The following is a 23,251-nucleotide window of genomic DNA, read 5'->3' on the forward strand; positions in this document are numbered from 1 at the left end:
AATTGCGATGCAAAAGTAGAATTCTAATGATTATAATCCAAGCCTTGGTAAAGAAATACTGTCACATTTATATCTTTCTATGTTGCTTTTTGACCGCTTCTTTTGCCCCTGCAGCGAATGTTAAAGAGCTTAAACAAGCTGATTCTCTGTTTGCTATAGCCAGATATGATGCGGCCAAAGTACTCTATGAAAAAAATTTCGGGGAGGATAAAAAAAATAACCAGGCTTTACTTTTAAAGCTTGCATTTTTGTCCGAAAAATCGAATAACTATACCAATTGTCTTTTTTACCTCAGCAAATTAGCATTACAAAATCCTTCCGGCCGTTTGTTTGAGAAAATGGACAAAATTGCTTCCGAGCAAAATCTGAAAGGATATGATTTTGATGACTACAACTATTTTATCATCTTTTATCGTCGGTATGGTGACTATATTCCGTTGCTCCTTTTGGGGCTTGGAGCATATATCGTTTTTATCATGACCAGTAAAACCAGAAAGAAAGAGGGGATTCTAATGATTCACAAAATTTCAATTTTGATTTATTTGATAGCATTATTTGGGATTTTGAACCTTCCCTCGCTTTATAAAACTGCAATAATTATTAACCAAAATACTTTTTTAAGAAACGAACCTTCTTCGGCTGCGGGAGTTGTAGAAAAAGTTGGTAAAGGTCACAGGATCACGGTAGTAGGTTCGGTCGATACCTGGAACCGAATTATCTGGAACAATAAGCTTGTATATGTTCGTAAGGCCGATCTGAAAAATATCTAGGTATTTTATCTTGGTATCATTTTTGAAAGCTTATATGTTTGTATGTATATTTATCGATCAGTTTATCTAATTTGTTATCTATGAAAAAGCCAATGAAACGTTTTTTACTATTTTTGACAGCCGTAGTTTTAACGGGAATCTCATTTTCTTGTACAGAAGAGGGTCCTCAAAAGGATGATATTGTAAAATTCTCAGCCACCATTAATAGTCAACAAACGGTTCCGCGTGCAACTTCAACAGCTCAGGGTACTGGCGTTTTTGAATACAGTAAAAGCACAAGAAAGCTAAAGTACAATATCACCTATCAGAACGTAGTTCCAACTTCTATAACTCTAAATGTCGGTTCTCCGAATTGGTGGGATGCAGGTCCAATAGTATTCACTTTGGCGGCTAATCCAACTGGTACTCAGGTTCAAGGTGAAGTTGCGCAGCAATTGACAGAAGAACAGCAGACTTGGTTGATTACTGGTGTTACTTACATCAATATACCATCTGAAACTAATATTTACGGTGAAGCAAGGGGTAGAATCCTTGCAAATTCCGACAACTAAGAGGAGTTTTTTTCAAAGTTGTATCACAAAAAAACAGGTGCCTCGAAAATCTCCGAGGCACCTGTCTTTTTTGATTAGTCGTTATTTCTTCTTTTTCTTTTTTCCGGATTCATACGCTTCGACCTCTTTCATCAAGCTTCCCAGGTCGTCTTTCACCTCATTTGTAAAGTCAATCGTTTGGTGATATTCGGTACTCGACATATCGATGATCGTGACCGGTTTGCCGAGAAACTCCTCAATTTGCTTCAATATCTCTTTTTCTTGGTCTGAGCAGAACGAAACTGCGAGACCCTTTTGAGTGCCACGACCCGTACGGCCAACGCGGTGAACATAGTTTTCCACCACTTCGGGCAAATCATAATTGACAACAAAATCCACTTTTTCGATATCAATTCCTCGTGCTGAGACGTCCGTTGCAACCATCACACGAATATCTCCGCTGCGAAACTGATTTATAGCTTCAAACCGGCTTTGCTGGTCTTTGTCGCCGTGCAATGACACACTTTGGATTTTCATCCGATCCAGCGCTGCCACAACCCTTTCGGCCCGTACTTTAGTGCGTACAAAAACCAGAATTTTACTTTCCGGATTTTCATTGATGATACGTTCCAGGAAAAAGCGCTTGTCGTCCATTTGAACAAAAACCACGGAATGGGTAATGTTTCTTGCCACTTTGTCGTTGGGCGATATCTGAATTCTGATCGCCTTGGAAACCAAAGAATAGGCCAGTTTTTTGATTTTCTCATCAATTGTTGCGGAGAAAAATAATGTTTGGCGTTTTTTGGGAAGATGTTTGATCACATCCTGAATATCTTTTATGAAACCAAGGTCAAGCATATGATCTGCTTCGTCCAAAACTAGTGTTTGAACCTGATCCAGCTTCAGGTACCCCTGATGAACCAGATCGAACATACGGCCTGGCGTCGAAACCAGAATATCGATTCCTTTTTCAAGTTTTAGAATTTGGGGATCTTGTTCCACACCTCCCACGATCCCGAAAACCTTTGCACGGGTACGCTTGCTGATATTTTGAAAAACTTCTGTGATTTGAATTGCGAGTTCTCGTGTCGGCACCATTACCAGACATTGAATACCTTCGGCTCTTTTCGAAGTTTTCAGTTTATGAACCATATCCACTATAGGAATGGCAAATGCAGCTGTCTTTCCAGTGCCTGTCTGAGCTATGGCTAGAACATCTTCTCCTTTGAGAATAGCTGGAATAGCTTTAAACTGTATATCAGTAGGGCGTTTAAATCCTGCGTCTGCAAGGTTCTGCTTAATCTCGTCGGCGATCCGGTAATCGTCAAATTTCATAGTTGGATGGAACGGAAAACAGTGAATCTACTGAAATTGACAGATAGACTTTCCATTCGTTTAATTGGTTATTGGTGCAAAGATAGGTAGCTCAATGGTTAAACAAGCATTCCTGATTATGCCAAAAAAAGAGACAGGTCGGATACCTGCCTCTTGTGAGCAACATTATGGAGGGTTATTAATTATAAAATGTAGAATGTATCGGGGTGCACAGCCACTGGAACATGCTCCTCCTTCATCATTTGCTTCAAATCCCTTTCAATATTACGTGATATGCTTAACATCGGCGTATCAGTCGGTTTGTTTTCAAATGGATCCTGTAGATGAATTGCCATTTTTTCGATCAGGAAGAAGCATGCGGTAATAACAATCAGCACAGGCACCATCAAAAATCCAAATAAATCCACCAAGCCAAAAGGCAACAGAATGATAAAAAAGTGTAGGGCAATATGAATGTAAAGGCTGTATGTAGCTGGGAAAACAGTATTCTTGATCCGCTCACATTTTCCCATGGCGTCGCAAAGTCTTGTGAGTGTACTGTCAATCTCAATTTGTTGATATGGATTTACCCACCCCTGCTTTAACGCATTGTTCAGGTCGCGAGCGTGGAGCTGGGTGATCCCGACATGCTTATGATCATATCCTTTGAGATACTCATAATCACTTCTGGACAACAAATCTTCCACTGCTGGCATTGGATCCTCTTTTCGGAGTCCCTTTCCCAGCGCGTAACACCAGGCAATTTGCCTTCGTATAAAGCGATTTCTGAAACCTTCGATATTTTCAGATTCATAGGGGCTTTCGACCAAAAACAGAATTTGCCTAGCGAGCGTTCTTGAATCATTGACAATCGAACCCCATATGATACGAGCTTCCCACCAGCGATCATAAGCCTGGTTCGAACGGAAGGCAAGCAAAAGGGATATGATGGTACCCAAAACAGTCGGGACCGTCATAGGTATCGAGATATTTTTGATCTCATAGTTTTGGTATACGATTTCGATCAGCAAACCATAGATCGTTACGAAGGCGATTTCGTATTTGATCTTACCAAAAATGTATTTTATGGGGATGTTTTTCTTGAGCAACATAGCTGTTAATGATTTTACTATAAGGAGTGTGACTTTTAAACTCTGTTTTCCAAATACGCTGGTTCAGTCATCAGATCCGTATTAAGAAGCTTCAAACCACTTTTCTTGATCACTGGCAAGGCATCAATGCTGCTTTTTGAGATCAATGGAACTCCATAACTATCCGAGTAGGCGATGGCTTCCGCCTGATGGTGATCGAGAAAATTTTTGAATGACGCCAACGTATTTCCGTAGTAGAACTCGATTTTGATTTCTTCCAAAAGGGTAGGATAGAAGTCTTTTAAAAGTTCGCATTCCTTCCAAAACTTGTCGGATACGAATTCATATTCTTTCTTGCGATACGTCGAAAAGAGCAAATCTTGAATATCTGTTGCGAGATGGAACAAGTGTGTGAAGACGATTCGTATCGGCTGATCCGCTTTTCGGAGAATGTTTTCTGCGACGAGCAGGCTCTGCTGGCTGAAATCGCTAGGAATCATGATAGTCTTGGCCATAATGTTGATTGATTGTCAATTACTTGGTTGTAATTGATAATGCAATACTACGGCGGGCCTATTAGAGCCAGTTAAGACTGAAATTATAATTGAATGAGCAACTTATTAAGATGGGATTAGAATGTTAAAAAGGGATTAGAGCTAATTTTATTCGGCAAAAGGTAGGTAGGTAAGAAACCTGGTACCTCGATCTTCCTTGCTTTCCACCGAAATTGTACCCTGGTGCATCTTGATAATATTGTTTGTTAATGGCAACCCAATACCATATCCTTTGTATTTCGTGGTGTTGGAAGCTCTGAAAAAAGGAACAAAGATCTGTGAAATTTCCCGGTCCGGAATACCAATACCTTCATCATTTACTTCCACCAACACAGAGGTACTTGAGGCTCGGATATTGACTTGCACTGGCTTATTGTCGGAATACTTACAGCTGTTAAGAATGATATTGGTAAATGCAGATTTCAATAAGGCCTCATTTCCCGATACCGTCAATTTTTTTTCTTCCTCCGGTAAGTCGTCAAAATTGATCTGAACCTGATTTTTAGGCGCAATCTTATTGATCGTCTCCTGCACCGATATTATCAGTTCATCAATCCTAAGCTTTTCCCACTGCTGTTTTTTGCCATCAAACCCTGTTTGAGCTAGATTAAGCATGCTGTTAGTCAGATGCTCAAGTCTTTCGGTTTCGTCATGAATGACCTGGAAAGAATGTCTGAATTTTTCAGGGAGCTCTCCATCCAAAAGCCCAATTTGAGCCTCGCCGCTAATGATAGTTAAAGGTGTTTTAAACTCGTGAGAAGCATTGCTGACAAAGTTGTTTTGCATTTCGAAAGTAATTTCGAGTCGGTCCAGCATATTATTGAACGTGTTCGAAAGCAGATCAACCTCATCTTCTGTGCCATCGATGATCAAACGTTGATGCAGATTGTCTGCATTAATACCGTTTACATTTTTGATAATGCGCCGGATCGGGAAGAATATCTGGGAGGAAAAAAACTTTCCGAACGTGAAAATGAAAAACAGTGAAATTAAGAAACCGATTGTCAGCAGTTTTTTGAGGTTTTCCATCTCCTCAATTCCATATAAATCTACCGCGGAGGAGATAACCGTTATCTTCTGGTTTGACTTCTCAATCGTCAAGGCAACGTACGACGTGTCCTTTTTGATAGCGCGGGCATTTCCGGTCGCTTTAATACTATTATAAAATTCGCTTGTGATCGGAAGCTGGCGGCGAAGTGCCTTTAGTTTGGTGGAGTCGTCAAGCCAGATCGTCCGATGTTGTTCAAAAGGCAAATCGCCTAAATGCCTTTCTTTGATATCGTAATAAATTGAAGTTTTCGATCTGTTTTCGTGCAAAGCAGCATTTGCAACAATATCTGAACGGACTTCCAAACGATGGAAAAAGCTATTTGAAATGCTGTCGGCAGCAAAAAAGTATATGAAGATATTCAGCGAGACGATGATGCCGCCACATAAAATGGTGAAAAGTAAAGCAATCTTATTTTGAATTTTCATAAGCCTGGCGCATTACATATCCCATCCCGAAAACGGTATGAATCAGTTTAACCGCTTGATCTTTGTCGATTTTCTTACGTAAATAATTGATATACACGTCGACGACGTTGGTTCCCAGATTGAAGTTGATATCCCAGACGTGCTCCAGAATTTCCATTCTATTAAGTACTTTGTTCTGATTATTCAGCAGGAATTCGAGCAGCCGGAATTCAGTGGCCGTAAGATCTATCTGAAGGTTACTACGAGTGACAGTCTTGGTCGTTTGATCAAGAATCAGATCGCCAATGATGAGCAAGTCGGCCTTTTCTTTTTCCGTGTCTTTTGTCCTTCTCGTTAAAGTGCGTATCCGTGCTTCCAGCTCAGCGAGCTTGAACGGCTTGGTCATATAATCATCTGCGCCTGCATCCAGACCCGATACAATATTTTCGGTAGTACTCAGGGCTGTCAACATTAAAATTGGCGTACTTGACCCGGCACTCCTGAGTCTTCGGCAAACCTCCATTCCGTTCATAACCGGCAGCATCAAGTCAAGCATGATGAGGTCAAACTGATGTTGTCTGGCCATTTCCAACCCCGATTGCCCGTCAAGCGCGACCGTGATCTCATGTCCGGCGGCAGACAAACTTCTTTGAATTAATGATATTACGTTCGATTCGTCCTCGACAAGCAAAAGCTTCATGTACATAAATTAAAAGTAAATGCTTGAATGAGCAGTAAATGCATCCATTCAAACAATTGAGAATGAGCAGTTTGATCAGCCCCCTGCGTTTTTAGAAAACCCGAGCCCCAAGCTAAACACTCACCTCAAATATCCGCAGTTGATTTTTTAACAAATTAATCTCTGCCTTCATTTCATCCATTTTGGTTAACAAGTTCCCGATTACCTCTATGCCTTCCGCGTTTATATTCAAGTCATTATAGAGACGAATGAACTGTTCTAATTTTCCAAGATGCTGGTAATGAATAAATTGGGTGTCATTGATATTTGTGGTTTCAATTAGCCCAACTTCTCGGAAAGTTTCGATCGTGGTATATTCCACCTGATAATAAGAGCAGAAATTTTCGGTTGATATCAATTCTTCGATTTCCATGGGTTCAGTTCGTTAGGATTGCGAAATTTCTCTAAATAATTCTTTCTGTTTTTCGGTCAGATTAGTCGGAAGCTTTATATCAAATGTTACGTAAAAGTCTCCGAATTGGCCTTCTTTTTTGTATACTGGAAAACCTTTGCCTTTCAATCTTACTACCGTTCCATTCTGCGTTTCTGGTTTGACTGTTAGCTTAACTTTCCCGTCCAGTGTTTCTATAATTTTTTCTCCACCCAATAGCGCAGTATACAAGTCCAGGTCTTCTTTTACATGAATATCATTCCCGGACCTCCTGAATCGGCTGTCATTTGCAATGTTAAAGGTGATATAAAGATCTCCAGCGGGACCATTATTGTTACCGGGCCCGCCATGACCAGCTATCTTGATAGTTTGCCCATTTTCAATCCCAGCCGGAACAGTAATTCGGATATTCTTTCCGTTAACTGTGAGTGTCTGTTTATGAGTGGTATACGCTTCTTTTAATTCGAGGTTAACCTGCGCCTGATAATCCTGCCCGCGAAAACGGGTTTGTCTGCCAGAACTGAAACCTCCACCAAACATCGATTCGAAAAAGTCGGAAAACTCTGAATCACCGCCACCGCCCGACCAGCCACTTTGAGATCCGCGAGACTGTTGACGAGCTTGTCGAGCCTTTTCGTATTCTTCGCCATGCTCCCAGTTTTCACCATATTGGTCGTACTTTTTCCGTTTTTCCGGGTCGCTCAATACTTCATTGGCTTCATTCAGTTCCTGAAATTTCTTGTGCGCACTCTCGTCATCGGGATTTAAGTCCGGGTGGTATTTTCGCGCAAGTTTCCTGTAAGCGTTTTTGATGTCTTTTTCCGAAGCCGTTTTATCGACTCCCAGAATTTTATAATAATCTACAAAAGGCATATAACTTTAAATGTTATGGAAGCTTTGATAATGCGATTTTAGGCTCGATAACTTATCGTTCACCCAACATATTGATATATAAATCTTCCACTTTTTGTCGTGCCCAGGGAGTTTTTCTTAAAAACTTTAAGCTACTCTTGATGGAAGGATTTTCCTTGAAACAATTGATACTGATATAATAGCCCATCTGCTCCCAGCCATAGTAGTCCAGTAGTTCTGCCAGGATATTCTCCAGTGTTTTTCCATGAAGAGGGTTATTAGGTTGTGCTTGAACGTTACTCATTTCTAAAATTTCGGTAGCTTGGCAAACAATTATTAAATATCTGAATTCTCAACTTAAGTTTAATAGTTAAGGTAAAAATAGCAATATGGATCAAATAAAATGGGGAATAATTGGATGCGGTAATGTTACTGAGGTAAAAAGTGGCCCGGCGTTCAATAAAGTTGCGAATTCCAGTCTTGTGGCGGTCATGAGAAGGGATGGTGCTTTGGCGGCAGACTATGCGGCTAGACATAATGTTCCAAAATGGTATGACAACGTTGATGACCTCATTAACGACGACGACGTAAATGCGATATATATCGCGACACCACCCGACGTGCATGAAGAATACACTGTCAAAGCATTTAACGCTGGTAAGCCGGTATATGTCGAGAAGCCAATGGCGCGAAATGCCGAAGAGTGCCAAAGAATGGTTGACGCTGGGAAAAAGGCCAGTTTGCCGCTTTACGTGGCATATTACAGACGCGCCTTGCCCTATTTTCTGAAAGTAAAAGAACTGGTTAATGGAGGCGCGATAGGAGATATCCGCTTCGTCGATATTACCTTGCAGTGGCAGCCATATGATGAAGAAGTGGGTGATAAACCGAAGCCGCGCTGGCGTGTAGATCCGCAAATTTCCGGGGGTGGGCATTTTCATGACTTGGCTTCCCATCAATTTGATTTTCTGGAATATTTGCTTGGGCCGGTAAAGAATGCAAAAGGATATACGAGAAACCAGGCTGGATTATATGAGGCAGATGATATAGTTGTCGCCAATTTTGAATTTGATTCAGGTACTCTCGGAAAAGGGAGTTGGTGCTATACAATAAGTAAGGAACAGCGGGAAGATCAGTGTATTCTGATTGGATCTGAGGGGAGGATCATTTTCTCATTCTTTGAGAAGTTTGATATATTTCTTGAAAGCAAAAATGGAAATGAACACTTTAATATTCCATATCCTCAACACGTCCAACAACCGCTTATCGATTTGATTGTCAAAGATTTAAGAGGTGAGGGGACTTGCCCCAGTACTGGTGAGACCGGTTTAAGATCGAATCTTATAATGGATTGGATTACAGCTGATTAACTTGTTTTAATTGAAGTGAACTAGCGTTGGTCTAATATCTAAAGTATTAGGTTGACGCTTTTTTATTAATAAGGCTGATTTTACCTGCTGATTATGAGATTGATGTCAACAATGGTCCTCCTCTGATATGTAGCCAGGCTGTTTTGATTAAAGCAGATTTAGGTTATTTATCGGCCAGGTTATAATTTCGCTCCGTGACTGACCTGATGAAAAGCGATATCAAACCATTTTACGAAGACGTGATGTCCTGGTTAAAGCAGGCGTCACTTTTCCAAAGTATTGTTACAGAAAATTATGCATCATGGCCAGCGTTACTGAAAATCAAACCTGAAAAGGGTAAACCCCTTGAAATTGCGTTGATTGCACTGGATGATTGGGCCACTAATCCTGACCTTCAGATAGTACTTTCTGAGTATCATAGAAAACAGCAACAGCTTCGTAGTGAGGGTATTAATAGCATTATCCTCTGGGAAGATTTTTGGAAAACAAAAACGGATATAGTCAAATCGAGGATAGCGTCACTATTGGGCATATCAAAAACGATTCCGGCGAGGCTTACCCAGGTTAAAAGAATTGACAAAAAGCTTTCGCGAGAGTTTCTTGACCGAAATCATATGCAGGGAAATCCATCTTCCAAATATCGGTATGGACTATTTCTGCCAAGCCGCTATTTTCGTGTTCTGCCCGAAGGCTTGCCTGAAATTACTCCGGATTCGCCTGAACTACTGGTGGCCGTGGCTACGTTTAGTGCTCCTCGTATATTTTCACGTGATGGTGAACCACATCGTTCTTACGAGTTAATCAGATTCGCCAGTGTGCTCGATATCACCGTTGTGGGTGGTTTCGATAAACTCATTAAACACTTTATCAAGGAGATACAACCCGATGATATCATGACCTATGCCGATCTCGAATGGTCCGATGGTAGGAGTTATCAAAAACTTGGTTTCGAATATATTTCAGATAAAGAGCCAATGAAGATCCTTTTGGATACCACTAATTTTACTCGAACTAGCGTGATAAGCTTTGCGGCAGAAGGAAACAATCTGATTAAAGTACTGAACGCCGGTAGTCGTAAATTTGTGAAAACCGTTGAAAAAGCATAGATAATCTGAGTATGGAAAACGGATTTTAGATATGAACGAATCTCGCAGCGATAACACGATATTGGTAATACTGGGGCCGACGGCCTCGGGGAAGACAAGTCTGGCGGTGGAAGTGGCACGCACAATGTCTGGCGAAATTATCAGTGCGGATTCGAGACAGGTATATAAGGGAATGGATATTGGTACAGGAAAAGACTTGCACGAGTATAGAGGCCAGGATTTTGAAGTGCCTTATCACCTCATTGATATACTTCCTGCAGGTGAAAAATATAACCTTAATAAGTTTTTAAAAGATACCGAAAAGGCCTGCGAGGATATCAATTCGAGGGGACGGTTGCCGATTGTTTGCGGTGGAACGGGACTGTATATTCATGCACTACTTATGGGATATGGTTCGGCTTCGATTCCTGTTAATGAGGAGCTCAGGCTGCGTTTGGATCATTTGGAAAAGGATGAATTGTTAAGCTGGTTTAATCGAATTAATCATTTTTCCGAAATTCCTTTCGATACATCCACACGGAAACGACTGATGAGAAGTATTGAAATTTGTGAATATCTGCAGATTTCTCCCCATGAACTTGAAATATTAAAACAGCAGAGAAAGTTTGATGCCGTCGTCTTCGGTCTCAATCCGTCGGTTGAGGCAAGGCGTGACCGTATATCCAAAAGATTAAAGCAAAGGTTAAATGAAGGTTTGGTAGAGGAGGTTGAAGCCTTGCTTACTTCCGGACTTACGCCGGAGCAGGTGGTGTATTATGGGCTTGAATATAAGTATGTTACAAACTATTTAACAGGCTCGCTCACCTTCGATAATATGAAAGCAAAGCTGGAGACTGAAATTCATCGTTTCGCCAAAAGGCAGATGACATTTTTCAGGAAAATGGAGAAGGATGGTATTGATATTCACTGGCTTGGCGACGCGCTGACTATGACGGAAAAGATTAATAACATTAAAGACACATATAACCGGCGTTAGCTTTTAACTTTGTAAAAAGATAGGCAGTCAGAAAAAACATAGTATGAATAAGAAGTTGAGCAGCCTTTTATTGCTCATTACATTAAGTATTACCGACGCATATTTGCTCGCCCATCCGAATCTAATCGGGCGCATCGGAATCTTGGTTTACAAGCATGATTATATCAAAACGTTTCCAAGGGCTTTGTTTACAGTTATATTGTTGGTGGGGATTTCTCTAGCGATGTGTGAGATGTTGCGACGTTTCGTTCAACCCAAACTGGCATCAATTTGTCTGACAGGACTTTTCCTGATCGGAGTGGTTTGGATCGTGTATGTGTATTATACATTTTCCAGCTTTTCATACCGTATTACAGGAAAAGCATTTGTTTATGGCGCACATTTGTTGCCCGCGATTCTGACTGGAATATATGGCAGGTACCTTTTTAAGTCAGTCGTGCCGTCGGGGGGTAAGGAGATTTCAGCAGTCTGATTATAATGGTGTCCGGGTTTCAACGGCGCGTGGGCGGCTATTTGAGGAAACAGAAATTGAGAGGATATACGCAAAATCAAAAAGATTGTATATAATCTTAGAATTATTAAATCGGACGTTGTTTAACTTGATTTTTTACAAATTAAACAATGATTATAATAGAAAGTACAGAGTTTTTTAAGATATTGCAAGTCGTGTTTTCGAGCAAATTTGATGTGTTGAGAGGCTATTTTAAGCAATTTTAATTTGTTATTTGAAGTAAAACCCATTTGAACATCTGATTAGAATCATCAACACAGATTAATATTAACCTTATAATTTTATTTTTGTTTATATGTCTCAAGTAGCTGAATTAACCCTTGAAGGTAAATCTTACCAATTTCCAGTAATAGAAGGTAGTGAACAAGAAAAAGCGATAGATATTGCCAAATTACGTGATCAGACAGGTTATATAACGATTGATGCGGGGTATAAGAATACGGGTGCGACCAAAAGTGCGATCACCTTTTTGGATGGTGAAGAAGGGATATTGAATTATCGCGGATATTCTATCGAGGATCTTGCAGAAAAGGCTTCGTTTTTGGAGGTAGCCTATCTTTTGATTTACGGAGAGTTGCCTACTGAAAAGCAATACGCCGATTTTGAATACGAAATTAGAACGCATACCCTCGTAAACGAGGATATGAGAAAGATATTTGAAGGCTTTCCTGTGAACGCGCACCCAATGGGCGTGTTGTCGTCGCTTGTGAGCGCTATGAGTTCTTTTTATGGAGACAGTATCAATGATATGGATTCAACAGAAATTCATATTATCAGATTGCTGTCAAAACTTCCTACGATCGCTACATGGTCGTATAAGAAGTCTCAGGGACATCCGGTTAATTATCCTCAAAACGACCTGGATTATTGCTCGAACTTCATTAACATGATGTTCTCTTTGCCCGTAGGCAAATATGAGGTTGATCCTGTCGTTTCGGCTGCTTTAAACAAATTGCTCATTCTGCACGCGGATCACGAGCAAAACTGTTCAACTTCAACGGTTCGTCTGGTAGGTTCATCTCATGCGAATATCTATTCTTCCATCTCTGCTGGTATCAGCGCGCTTTGGGGTCCACTTCATGGCGGAGCCAATCAGGAAGTGATCGAAATGCTTGAAGCAATTAAAGCTGATGGCGGCGACGTTCAGAAATACGTGGATATGGCGAAAGACAAAAACAGCGGTTTCCGTTTGTTTGGATTCGGTCACCGGGTTTACAAGAATTTTGATCCGAGAGCCCGTATTATTAAGAAAGCTGCTGACGATGTTTTGCATAAACTAGGTATTAATGATCCAGTTCTTGAAATTGCCCAGAAACTGGAAAAAGCTGCTTTGGAAGATGAGTATTTCGTAGCAAGAAAGCTATATCCTAACGTTGACTTCTACTCGGGGATCATCTACAGAGCATTGGGTATTCCGACCAACATGTTCACGGTGATGTTCGCCATAGGCCGTCTGCCAGGATGGATTGCTCAGTGGAAAGAAATGCGTACCAACAAAGAACCAATCGGACGTCCGCGTCAGGTTTACGTTGGAGCTCCAAAAAGAGATTTTGTCGCGATGAGCGAAAGATAATTTCCGATATAAGAAAAAAATAAGCGCTTCAGGTCATCTGGAGTGCTTATTTTTTTGATCATGTAAAAATTGACAAATGTATTGATCAGTCATTGTTGTTCAATCACGGAGACAACCGGCCTCTGAGCCAGCCTCCATCAGAATCAAGGGTATATGCAAACCTGTCATGCAGCCGGCTTGGTCTACCTTGCCAGAATTCGAAATGATCCGGGATGACTCTATATCCGCCCCAATGTTCGGGACGAGGAACTGGCTTACCAGCAAACGCATTCTCAAAATAGGATAGCTTGTCCTCCAGAAATTCACGGCTTTCAATGACCTCACTTTGGTTAGAAACCCAAGCTCCCAATTGACTTCCACGTGGCCGGGAATTGAAGTATTCATCTGACTCCTGCGCGGTTACTTTCTCAACACGGCCTTCAATCCTCACTTGCCTCTCCAGTTCTTTCCAAAAAAACGTAATTGCAACCTGAGGGTTCGCCGCCATTTCTTTGCCTTTTCTGCTATTGTAATTTGTAAAAAAGGTAAATCCCAGATCGTCAATATCTTTCAATAAAACAACGCGGGATTTTGGACGTCCGTCCGAAACTGTGCTGAGAATCATAGCATTAGCCTCGTATATTTCATCTTTTAATACCTCACTGAACCACGTTTTGAATTGTAATATCGGGTTATCTTTTAAATCAGTCTCAACTATTCCTCTTAGTGAATATTCATTTCGAATATCAGAAATCTCACGATTCATTTCTTTTGAATATGTTTTAATGTTAAACAGCCAAAATTAGCCAATTCATAGGAAAGATTGTTAGATTTGTATTTCAGAGAAGACGTACTTACGAAACATTTATCATGATGGCACAGGAACTTACAGAAGGGTTCGAGAGCAATGAGCAGGAAGACCTGACAAACAAATCTATTGAAACCCTTGAAATTGATATACACACGGATTTGGGTGAGGAGCATGAGGAGGAAACGCCAGATGTTGATTATAGCGTATTGTCGAAGGCTGAAATGATAAAAATGCTTGAAGATGATTTGGCGGGACTTCATAAGGAAGACAATAAGCCATCTCTTTTCAAGAAAGCTGATGCGGTGTCAAGGGAAATTCGTACGGTTGTTGATCAGTTAAAACATAAGGAAAAAGAATCTGCATCGAAGGCCTTTGTTGCTGAAAATGGTAGCGAAGAAGGATTTGAGTTCAAATATGATCCTGAAATACAAAGAATAGATGCACTTGGCAGAGAAATTCGTGATCTGAAAAAGACATTTTATCAGAAACAGGAAAAGGAAAAAGAGAAAAACTTTAATACTAAAACCACGCTTTTACAACGACTTCGTCAACTTCTGGACGATGAAGAAGGTCGTGAAACGGACGCTTCGGGATTAAAAAGCAGTTGGGAAGAGTTTAAGAAAATTCAGGATGAGTGGAAAGGTGCGGGTAACATTGCCTCCCCACATAATGGAACCCTTTGGGCAACATATAATGCGCTGATCGACAGGTATTTCAGTAACAGAAATATCTACTTTGAACTGAAAGAACTTGACAGACGCAGAAATTCCGATCTGAAAGCTGAACTCTGTGAAAAGGTAGAAGAGTTAGGGAAATCGCTGGAAAACCGCCCGATGACCAAAGAGATATTAGCTGAAGCAAATCATATTTTCGAAGACTATAAACATATTGGCCCTGCTCCAAAAGAAGATCAGGAGGTTTTGTGGCAACGATTTAAATCGGCTTTGGACGTCCTATATGATGCTCAACGAGGACAGTTTGCCGAGCAGAAGAAATCGATGCAGGAAAACTACGAATTGAAGCTAAAGATATTCGGGGAGATCGAACCTTTCACAGCTTTCAGTTCGGGAAGTATTAAAGAATGGAATGCCAAAACGAAAGAAATCATGGCGTTTCAGGATCAGTGGGTGGCGATGAAAGGCATTATGCCAAGAGAAGAAGGGAAGGAATTGAGCAAGAAATTCTGGAGTGCTCTCAAAACATTCTTTAACAACAAAGGAGAATTTTTCAGACAACTTGAATCCAAGAGAGAGCAAAACCTGGCGTTGAAAAACCAGCTTTGCGCAGAGGCAGAAGCGATTCTGGAATCGGGCGAAGATACTGCGTCAAATACCCAGAAGATTATTGAGCTGCAGAAAAAATGGAAAGGTATTGGTCAGGTGCCGGAGAAATTCAAGGATACGATTTACGAGAGGTTCAAACAGTCTTGTGACGCATATTTTGAGCAGAAGAGATCGAAAAATAAAGAAGTAGAAAAAGAGTTTGAAGATAATCTGAAAAAGAAAACGGATTTGATCGAACGCATAGAGAGAGCGGCCAGCAGCAAAGAAGAATCTTCATTGAATCTTTTGGGCGCATTCAAGAGCGAATGGGCTTCCGTAGGTTTTGTGCCTAAGAAGGATATGCAGACCATTCAGAAGCGATATATATCGGCAATTAACACATATGTTAGTGCTATCGGTCAGTTGTCAAATAAGGAGAAGGAGCAGGCTGTTCTTGAAAGCGAGGTGGAAATGGTGCGTGATGGTGAGAGTAGCAGAGGCTTGTATCGCAAGGAATCGGATATCCGCCGCAAGGTGACGCAGCTTGAAAATGACATTTCACTATGGCAGAATAATATCGAGTTCTTCGCGAAGTCGAAAACTTCTGATCGGGTGAAGGCAGAATTCGAAAGAAAGATAAATAGTGCGGTAGCTCAGCTGGAAGAGTTAAAACACCAACTCACTATTATTCAGGAGGCTATCTAAAACTTGAAAAAAAAGTTAAAAATTTTTCATCGAGAAGCTTGCATTGAATAGTCTTTCCTTCTACTTTTGCACCACGATAACGGAATAACAAACGGCAATCGGAAAACAAAAGCCTCCATAGCTCAGCTGGTAGAGCAACTGACTTGTAATCAGTAGGTCGTTGGTTCGATCCCGACTGGGGGCTCTCAAAATCAGGCACTTAGCAAATCTTCTGCTAAGTGCTTTTTTATTTAGTGCAAGTAAAAGTGCAAGTAACAATTTAGGATCAGGGATCAGGGATCAGTCCGAAAAGTTGGGGGGCGACTAAAAAAGTAGTTTTTTTGGGATCAGTCCGAAAAGTTGGGGGGCGACTAAAAAAGTAGTTTTTTTGCAGTGAATCAATATCTGAATGCATTGCAAGAGTCTTATCAAGCGTTAGTCCGTTTCCTATTACCTGAGGGTATCCTAAATTATTTTGAGCTTTCCAAGATTGTAGAAGGCCTCACTGGCCTTCATATTTATCTGGAAGAAAAGAAGGGATCAAATCAAAAACTTGTGGAGCGATAGGATTTATGTAGGTTTGTGTTTTTAATCAAACCAGTTTGTTTTGGAGAGTTTCTTGCCTATTGTTCAGTTTCTATTACCCGAATTCATTTTAGAAAATTTTATTCTTACTTCCGTAGACAAAGACGGAGATACATTGATTTAAGTCATAAAGTTGTGGAAGACGCTGTATTTTTCTAAGTTGCGTTTTTAATCAAGTCTATATTTCCGTATGTAAAAACCGGTTGGCTCCACGCCAGAATTTCTCCAGAAAGGATCCTATGATCGTCTTAGGATCATGGCCTCGGTTGGATCCTGGCCTCGGCAGATCAATAAATTCATCGACCTATTTGCAAAATTCTGGCTTGTCAAGCATCTTCCGCACCAAAACCATTCCGCCCCAAGGAGTGATTTTCTTCTCACTGCATGATATATCGATTTCCGTAACCCTAATTTGTCCAAAAGATCCGATTGCTATGCATTAGAAATTCCCAATGCGTAATTTGGTTTTAAACTACCGGTTTCAATACTCTTCAAAGAATCTGCGCTACTGTAAATTATGGACATCCCTCTTCTGAAATAAACACACGGAGGGGATTTGTGCCTCCCTATAATCGAACTATTTTTTTTACAACCCTCTTATTCTTGTATTCAAATACCAAAAGATAAAGTCCAGCTGGCCAATTTTTTACATCCACTTCAAATGTATCATTTAGGTAATTGACATTTAAGGGAAACTGAATTCCAGACATGAAATACACTTTTAGATTGAGTAGCTCACAGCTCTTGTCCCAATCAGTACTATCCATCTGCACAGTAAATTTTTCGCCCAATACAGGATTTGGGTACACCAAAAGATTGTCGTTGCAATCCAAATCCTCTGGAATATTTGTGTCAACTTGGGATGTGTTAAAAGTAGACTGAATAAAATTGGGCAGGCCTTCCAATACTTTACCGCCTTTCAAGTCGAAGGTAAGCTCCTGAAGATCAATTTCCTCGCCTTTCTTATTAGGCGTATTGATAACAATCAAACCTTGCCTATCTATACTGGCAACGTACAACTTTCCATCAGGGCCTAACTCCATACTTCCACCAACAGCAGAACTGATCTTTGAAGTGTCTCCAACCGAGATCAAAAAAGGATCGGATTTTAAATCATTTAAATCAAATTGATAGCAACCTTCATCACTCAATCCTGCCATGTAGAGTTTCGAATTGTCAGGTGAGAAAGAAACGCCGTATTGGCCACTAAAATTACCTAGATTTCTATAATTGGAAATTATACCTGTCCGATTATCAAAATCATACAATTCGAACGGTCTGTTAACGCCATAAATAGCAGCAGCTAAAAGATGGCCGTCCGGGGAAGCTTTCAAAGCCCCCATTTCTTCGCCTATCTGATTATTTTCAATCGAGGCCTGATGATATGTTCCTATTTTTATTTCTTTGGCATTACCAATACCAGATGGAGAAACCAAGTAAACCAAAAAAATATCACTATCCCAACGATGGGTAATAAGCCAAAAATCCCTCTGATTAACATGTGGAATAGCCGTTAGTTTTTCTGAACCATATCTTTCCAGCAAAGTGTTCTTATCTTCCTCTCGAATACTGCCGAATCCTCCCGCCAAAGTCATATCTACGAGAGAGTAATGCAATCCTCCTTTGTTGTCAGCATAAGAACGAGTTGTAAATAAAAAGTACAAACCAGGCTTTCCAGGAAACTGTGTGATTAAAGCGGACTGGGTAGAAGTTCCGCTGCCCATTAGCCCATCCCCATTTTCTAATAATTGTTGCATGCGATTCCATGCCTTCACTCCATCTGTATAAAACAACAAGTTTCCTGTAACCGGATCAGAAATGACTGCGGTTCCTTCTATTTGATGTATAGGGCTACCATATATAGGCGTTGGCCTACCCATAGCAAAGGATAGTCCAACACCATTACCAAAGAACCAGTTGTCTGCCTCATGCTGAGCCCAAATAACATTAGGCAAAAAAGACAGAACAAAAGTGAGCAGGATGATTGTAAATAATGAGCTTATTTTCAAAGTCTATTTAGATTAATATGCATAAATAAAGCCTTATAATTGAAAATGCCCAGCCTATGGTAATAACAAGAAGATAGTGACGGTTTAGCTTTTCCGTTAATTTAACTTTCTTGCAAAACATTTTCTATGGTACCAGAGCTTGTTTTTGAGCACTCCCAACTCTGCCTCCACCTGGATATGGTGCATTTCCAGTACCAGGGGTGGTGGAACATTCCATACGATACTTAATATAAGTTTTGTCAACAAATTCCCCTGAAGCAGTTGTTGGTGTTTTGAAACCAATTTTCACTTTGTATGCCCTATTCGGAAAATTGCCATTGCCGTTGGATCTTGGCACATCTATTCCTCCAAAACTTCCATTAAAGGGATTCCCATTCCAGTCAGTCGCCCCATCCATATTTGTAATAACTATAAGGCCAGAGCAGGGAGCAACAGGTGGCATAGCCTCGACAACAACATAGTAACGGGTATTTGGAGTCAAAGTTGTTACTGTTGTTCCTGCCTCATTTGTTATATAAGGAGGCGCCCAGTTAGTTTGCGGGCAGGTGGTAGGATATGGGTTTGTGGGACAGCTAACAGGAGTAGCTTGGTATTGAGCGATTGCTGCTTAAGCGATAGACAATAGGAACGCAAAGGTTGAAACGCAAATTATCATATTTCTTTTCATGAGTATATCGTTATAGTTTGTTGATTATTTGTACTTGTGATTATTCTTGGGGAAGTAGAAAATTGGAGAAATTTAGTTTTTTTAGCTGCCCATTTTCAACAGTTAACGGAACAATGCTGATGTATAATTTTTCAGGAATAACTGCGTCCGTTTTTATCAAATAATTATTGCTTTTGTTTTCAAAATTGTCGTCAATTATTTGAAACCCTTCTGAATTTCGGATAATCAGTCTTGACTTTTTATCATCAATTGTTATTATATATTCAGAATTGGGTTTAAGCTCATCGGGTAAGATGGCTTGCCCAGTTTTTGATTTCAACTTTGCAATCAAGTTTAAACTTCCATTGGCCCTATTGAGTTGGAGAAGATTTACTTCCGATTTTGCAATTTCGGGTTCTACCGATGTCATTTGACTTTCCTTCTGACAAGAAATGAACAAACCACCGACTAATGCTAAGTGAATAAAATACATTTTCCTCATTGTTTAGTTTGTTAAAATTGTGATCAATTAACACTGTCATTGTACTCATAATATTTATTAGGACTACTTAATAACAAAAGGTTACATCTTTTCTTAAGTTATTTTTTCGCTAACTTATTCTTTGTGAATTTTCTCTCTAAAGGAACTCGCATAAGGTTGGTTTCTCATAAATTTTAGATGGCTTCAATATAAGCTTGGAGTATCATGATGCTGTAAGTGTCCCCCAAAAACAGACAGTTTGAAATTAGAGAATAGCACCGCCCGGCGGCCCGGTTAATTCAAGATTCACCGAGACGCAGTCGGGTGGGATCCATATCGTCTGCCAAACAAATGTGGGGAGAAGTTTTTGGAGCGATTCAAGATAAGTTCTGGGTTGAATGGATGATTAATATTGGCAGCAGACAGGAATAGTTGGCTGAAAAGAGCGTGAGTAACTTTTTGACTAAAAAGCATCCTCTTTTTGCTCTTTTAAACTTGGGAAGTCCTTTTGGGTTTATTATCTGCAGATAATCCAATAAAAGTTTGCTGGCTCCAACCTAAATTCATCCCTCTAATATCAACAATAGGTGAAGCTACTCCGTCCATCGCTGGACGAACTGGTTGCCGAGGATGTCAACTAACTTATAGGTCTACAAGTTTCGGAACTCGAAACACAGATGCAACAACCAAGATAAATTTAATCGATTGCTCATAAGTTGGATCGACAGATATTTATTGTTTTTGAGTTTGCATGACAGCTCAAAATAGTAAATTGTTCAATATCAGATTATTAATCATTGTGCCTGAAACTTTATCAGCGGTGGCTTCAATTTTACTTGTAAGACAATCCTAAATTTGTAGTTTTGCATCGCAATTCGAAAGTGGGTTGCCCCTTAATGGCCAGGTGGTGGAATTGGTAGACACGCTACTTTGAGGGGGTAGTGCCTTCGGGTATGGGAGTTCGACTCTCCTCCTGGTCACATCAAAAGAGGATTCGGCGACGGGTCCTCTTTTTGCATATGAGCCGTCAGCTGTAAAACAACTCCTTATCCAACCGATCCGTAATGACTTTAAAATCAGTGGGATTCGATACAAAATCCATATTGTTAACGTCTATTTCGATGATCTTGCCGAGGTCGTAGGTGTTTACAAAGTCTTCATAGTAATTATTCAGATTTTCGAGGTATTCCGTTGATATATTCGATTCAAAATCGCGGCCTCGTTTCTTGATTTGAGCAGAGAGCTTAGGTATATCTGCTTTCAGATAAATGATCAGGTCGGGATGGGATACCGTGTTGACTATTGTTTCAAAAAGAAGCAGATAGGTTTGGTAATCCTGTTGGGAGAGTATATTCGACTCCACCAGATTTCGAGCAAATATGAATGCATCCTCATATATGGTGCGATCCTGAATGATAGTCGTGTATGTCGCAGATCTGATCTGCTGAACCTGCGCAAAACGGCTGTTCAGAAAATAGATCTGAAGATTAAAAGCCCATCGATGCATATCCTCATAAAAGTCGGCGAGATAGGGGTTGCCTTCCACGGCTTCGTACATAACGTCCCAATTGTAATGCTCACCCAGCATCTGAGTTAAAGTAGTTTTTCCGGCGCCGATATTTCCAATTACAGCTATATGCATATGGTATTGGTTTGAAGTTTGTGAGTACAAAATTAATTGATGACCGCGACGTCACAAAGGCTCGATGATGAACATAAGTGCTGTCACTTCAGGCGTTGTTGCAACTCGCTTTATGTACTATGAATCTCAGTTTCCCGAACAATTAGACAGCTGGTGATATATGTCATCAACGATGATTTTCTTTAACCTTTCTCAATTCGTATATTTGCATAAAATTGGGAACTGTCGTTTTTCCTGCACTGTTACCCTGAAACTTGTTGTAATATCATAAGTTGAAGTTGATGAAGCCATACCGCGTAATATTATATTATTGTTATTCTCCTATAGAAGATACCGAAGCATATCGCCATGACCACCATTTATTCTGCGTGGAAAACAATCTGCTCGGAAGAATCATCATTGCTCCCGAAGGACTGAATGGAACCGTTTCAGGAACAATCGCTGATTGTGAGGCGTATATGAACTATGTTCGTTCTGATGAACGCTTTGCATCTGTTCAGTTCAAAATTGAGGAACATGATAAAGTAGCTTTCCAGAAACTTCACGTACGTGTTAAGGAGGAAATCGTTAACTCTGATCTCGAAGTAAATCCGCGCGTGAGGACGGGCAAGCATATGGAGCCATCCGAGTTTAAGCAAATCATCAATGATCCGAATGTGGTTTTGGTGGATATGCGGTCTGATTATGAGCATAATGTGGGAAAATTCAAAGGAGCTATCACGTTTGATATGCACAATCTGCGTGAACTGCCAGACCATATTCATGAAATTGAGCATTTGAAAGATAAGAAGATTGTCACGTACTGTACGGGCGGGATTAAGTGCGAAAAGGCGAGTGCATATTTATTAGAAAAAGGCTTCAAGGACGTGTATCAGCTGCATGGCGGTATAATCAGGTATGGGCTGGAAGAAGGTGGCGAGAATTTTGACGGAAAATGTTACGTATTTGATAATCGAATAACTGTTGATGTCAATCAGGTTAATCCAACCGTGATATCTCAGTGCTATATCTGCGGCACGCCATCCGACAGGATGATCAATTGCGCCAATGCGGAATGCAATACGCACGTCCCTGTTTGCGAAAATTGTGGCTGGGAGATGAACGGAGCGTGTTCTGCTGAATGTAAATCAGTTCCGGGAATCAGGACCTACGATGGCACCGGATATTATGTAAGCCAAAGTAATAACTACCAGCCAATCCAGGGCTTCAAGAGTGTTAAAAGAAATTTGAAACAACTTCGGGTGGCTGCTGAATAGGCGGTAAAAGGGCTAAGGGTTAAAAGGTTAACGGTCAAAGAATCTGCTCTATCGCCGTTAACCCTTTTCACCCTTAATTTTTAACCCGGTCATAATGACTTTTCCAAAATGAAGTCATTCATCCAATATGGCCCGATGGCGATATCTTCTTCACCGACAACCTCATATCCCATTTTTTCGTAAAATCCTTTTGCTCTGTTATAGCGGTTCACGTTGAGGCGCATTACAGATGCTCCTTGTGATTTCGAAAACTGTTCGGTTTCCAGAAGGAGAAATTTTCCGGCGCCAGTTCCTTGTGTGGAAGGAAGAACATATATCTTGTGAAGCTTGAAAATACCGTTGCCGTAATCGGAAACCGAAGAAAAGCCCTCTGGAGTACTCGAGTTTTCCATCATTAAAAACCGGTGACCTTGCAACATTTGCTCAGTTAGCGACTCTTTCGAATAAATTTTTTCAAACATAAAATCGATCTGATCCTGGCTAAGTATATCACGATAAGTGGGTTCCCAGGTTTTTTCCTGGATGGCTATTATGGTGGGGATATCTTCGACGGAGGCATGTTTTATTGCGAATGAACTCATTATCTTTATTTTTGACTTAAGTTTGTCGGCGAAATAAGTACTAAATTTTTAAAACAGAATATTCCATCCTGAAAATCATCGAC

At 40.5% G+C, this 23,251-nt stretch carries 23 protein-coding genes and 2 tRNA genes; 11 read left to right on the forward strand and 14 right to left on the reverse strand.

Annotation, left to right across the window (positions count from 1 at the left end; all coding sequences use genetic code 11):
- Window positions 1-26: 26 nt before the first annotated feature.
- A complete protein-coding gene (locus tag AC1XUD_RS05260) occupies window positions 27-770 on the forward strand; it encodes an SH3 domain-containing protein (RefSeq protein WP_483359918.1) in 744 nt (247 codons plus the stop codon).
- 80 nt (window positions 771-850) lie between these two features.
- The gene (locus tag AC1XUD_RS05265) at window positions 851-1,321 is read left to right on the forward strand and encodes a CHRD domain-containing protein (RefSeq protein WP_483359919.1); all 471 of its coding nucleotides are present in this window, start codon (window positions 851-853) and stop codon (window positions 1,319-1,321) included.
- 81 nt (window positions 1,322-1,402) lie between these two features.
- Here the strand turns inward: AC1XUD_RS05265 and AC1XUD_RS05270 are convergent, their stop codons facing one another.
- The 8 genes from AC1XUD_RS05270 to AC1XUD_RS05305 form a co-directional block, all read right to left on the reverse strand.
- Window positions 1,403-2,635, reverse strand: a complete 1,233-nt coding sequence (locus AC1XUD_RS05270) for a DEAD/DEAH box helicase (protein WP_483359920.1) — start codon at window positions 2,633-2,635, stop codon at window positions 1,403-1,405.
- 182 nt (window positions 2,636-2,817) lie between these two features.
- Entirely contained in the window at window positions 2,818-3,726 is a 909-nt protein-coding gene (locus tag AC1XUD_RS05275) for a bestrophin family protein (RefSeq protein WP_483359921.1), read from the reverse strand.
- Between the two features lie 35 nt (window positions 3,727-3,761).
- On the reverse strand, window positions 3,762-4,220 hold the full coding sequence (locus AC1XUD_RS05280; RefSeq protein ID WP_483359922.1) for a hypothetical protein: 459 nt from the start codon (window positions 4,218-4,220) through the stop codon (window positions 3,762-3,764).
- 147 nt (window positions 4,221-4,367) lie between these two features.
- Complete coding sequence (locus tag AC1XUD_RS05285) at window positions 4,368-5,735, reverse strand: HAMP domain-containing sensor histidine kinase (RefSeq protein WP_483359923.1); 1,368 nt, start codon at window positions 5,733-5,735, stop codon at window positions 4,368-4,370.
- Complete coding sequence (locus tag AC1XUD_RS05290) at window positions 5,719-6,414, reverse strand: response regulator transcription factor (RefSeq protein WP_483359924.1); 696 nt, start codon at window positions 6,412-6,414, stop codon at window positions 5,719-5,721. The genes AC1XUD_RS05285 and AC1XUD_RS05290 overlap by 17 nt, the downstream gene beginning before the upstream one ends.
- A 112-nt stretch (window positions 6,415-6,526) precedes the next feature.
- Window positions 6,527-6,826: a chaperone modulator CbpM gene (locus tag AC1XUD_RS05295; protein ID WP_483359925.1), complete on the reverse strand. Its 300-nt coding sequence runs from the start codon at window positions 6,824-6,826 to the stop codon at window positions 6,527-6,529.
- A 12-nt stretch (window positions 6,827-6,838) separates the two neighbouring features.
- Complete coding sequence (locus AC1XUD_RS05300; RefSeq protein WP_483359926.1) at window positions 6,839-7,717, reverse strand: DnaJ C-terminal domain-containing protein; 879 nt, start codon at window positions 7,715-7,717, stop codon at window positions 6,839-6,841.
- Between the two features lie 52 nt (window positions 7,718-7,769).
- The gene (locus AC1XUD_RS05305) at window positions 7,770-8,000 is read right to left on the reverse strand and encodes a VF530 family protein (RefSeq protein ID WP_483359927.1); all 231 of its coding nucleotides are present in this window, start codon (window positions 7,998-8,000) and stop codon (window positions 7,770-7,772) included.
- A gap of 85 nt (window positions 8,001-8,085) precedes the next feature.
- On the opposite strand from AC1XUD_RS05305, the gene AC1XUD_RS05310 reads away from it, so the two are divergent.
- The 5 genes from AC1XUD_RS05310 (at window position 8,086) to AC1XUD_RS05330 (ending at window position 13,232) form a co-directional block, all read left to right on the forward strand.
- Window positions 8,086-9,066, forward strand: a complete 981-nt coding sequence (locus AC1XUD_RS05310) for a Gfo/Idh/MocA family protein (RefSeq protein WP_483359928.1) — start codon at window positions 8,086-8,088, stop codon at window positions 9,064-9,066.
- 206 nt (window positions 9,067-9,272) lie between these two features.
- Window positions 9,273-10,172, forward strand: coding sequence for a hypothetical protein (locus AC1XUD_RS05315; RefSeq protein WP_483359929.1), 900 nt, complete (start codon window positions 9,273-9,275; stop codon window positions 10,170-10,172).
- Window positions 10,173-10,203: 31 nt separating this feature from the next.
- Complete coding sequence (miaA, locus tag AC1XUD_RS05320) at window positions 10,204-11,148, forward strand: tRNA (adenosine(37)-N6)-dimethylallyltransferase MiaA (RefSeq protein WP_483359930.1); 945 nt, start codon at window positions 10,204-10,206, stop codon at window positions 11,146-11,148.
- Between the two features lie 43 nt (window positions 11,149-11,191).
- Window positions 11,192-11,620, forward strand: a complete 429-nt coding sequence (locus AC1XUD_RS05325; RefSeq protein WP_483359931.1) for a hypothetical protein — start codon at window positions 11,192-11,194, stop codon at window positions 11,618-11,620.
- A gap of 334 nt (window positions 11,621-11,954) precedes the next feature.
- Window positions 11,955-13,232: a citrate synthase gene (locus tag AC1XUD_RS05330; protein WP_483359932.1), complete on the forward strand. Its 1,278-nt coding sequence runs from the start codon at window positions 11,955-11,957 to the stop codon at window positions 13,230-13,232.
- A gap of 103 nt (window positions 13,233-13,335) precedes the next feature.
- On the opposite strand, the gene pdxH is transcribed toward AC1XUD_RS05330, so the two are convergent.
- On the reverse strand, window positions 13,336-13,977 hold the full coding sequence (pdxH, locus tag AC1XUD_RS05335) for a pyridoxamine 5'-phosphate oxidase (protein WP_483359933.1): 642 nt from the start codon (window positions 13,975-13,977) through the stop codon (window positions 13,336-13,338).
- 107 nt (window positions 13,978-14,084) lie between these two features.
- Here pdxH and AC1XUD_RS05340 point away from each other — a divergent pair, with 107 nt between their 5' ends.
- Window positions 14,085-15,989, forward strand: coding sequence for a DUF349 domain-containing protein (locus AC1XUD_RS05340; protein WP_483360260.1), 1,905 nt, complete (start codon window positions 14,085-14,087; stop codon window positions 15,987-15,989).
- A gap of 111 nt (window positions 15,990-16,100) precedes the next feature.
- Window positions 16,101-16,173, forward strand: a tRNA-Thr gene (locus AC1XUD_RS05345).
- 946 nt (window positions 16,174-17,119) lie between these two features.
- On the opposite strand, the gene AC1XUD_RS05350 is transcribed toward AC1XUD_RS05345, so the two are convergent.
- The 3 genes from AC1XUD_RS05350 to AC1XUD_RS05360 all read right to left on the reverse strand — a co-directional run bounded on the left by AC1XUD_RS05350 (window position 17,120) and on the right by AC1XUD_RS05360 (window position 19,701).
- Window positions 17,120-18,562, reverse strand: a complete 1,443-nt coding sequence (locus AC1XUD_RS05350; RefSeq protein WP_483359934.1) for a T9SS type A sorting domain-containing protein — start codon at window positions 18,560-18,562, stop codon at window positions 17,120-17,122.
- A gap of 124 nt (window positions 18,563-18,686) precedes the next feature.
- Window positions 18,687-19,043: a hypothetical protein gene (locus AC1XUD_RS05355; RefSeq protein ID WP_483359935.1), complete on the reverse strand. Its 357-nt coding sequence runs from the start codon at window positions 19,041-19,043 to the stop codon at window positions 18,687-18,689.
- Window positions 19,044-19,269: 226 nt separating this feature from the next.
- Window positions 19,270-19,701: a hypothetical protein gene (locus tag AC1XUD_RS05360; RefSeq protein ID WP_483359936.1), complete on the reverse strand. Its 432-nt coding sequence runs from the start codon at window positions 19,699-19,701 to the stop codon at window positions 19,270-19,272.
- Window positions 19,702-20,587: 886 nt separating this feature from the next.
- On the opposite strand from AC1XUD_RS05360, the gene AC1XUD_RS05365 reads away from it, so the two are divergent.
- Window positions 20,588-20,669, forward strand: a tRNA-Leu gene (locus AC1XUD_RS05365).
- 47 nt (window positions 20,670-20,716) lie between these two features.
- On the opposite strand, the gene AC1XUD_RS05370 is transcribed toward AC1XUD_RS05365, so the two are convergent.
- Window positions 20,717-21,331 (reverse strand): deoxynucleoside kinase, encoded by a 615-nt coding sequence (locus AC1XUD_RS05370; protein ID WP_483359937.1) that lies wholly within the window; start codon window positions 21,329-21,331, stop codon window positions 20,717-20,719.
- A 281-nt stretch (window positions 21,332-21,612) separates the two neighbouring features.
- Here AC1XUD_RS05370 and trhO point away from each other — a divergent pair, with 281 nt between their 5' ends.
- Window positions 21,613-22,587, forward strand: a complete 975-nt coding sequence (gene trhO, locus AC1XUD_RS05375) for an oxygen-dependent tRNA uridine(34) hydroxylase TrhO (RefSeq protein WP_483359938.1) — start codon at window positions 21,613-21,615, stop codon at window positions 22,585-22,587.
- A gap of 89 nt (window positions 22,588-22,676) precedes the next feature.
- Here the strand turns inward: trhO and AC1XUD_RS05380 are convergent, their stop codons facing one another.
- Window positions 22,677-23,168 carry a GNAT family N-acetyltransferase gene (locus AC1XUD_RS05380; protein ID WP_483359939.1) on the reverse strand — a complete coding sequence of 164 codons (492 nt, stop codon included), beginning with the start codon at window positions 23,166-23,168 and terminating at the stop codon, window positions 22,677-22,679.
- Between the last annotated feature and the right edge of the window lie 83 nt (window positions 23,169-23,251).

The sequence above is a fragment of the Dyadobacter sp. HNCC25DJ184 genome, assembly GCF_056895215.1.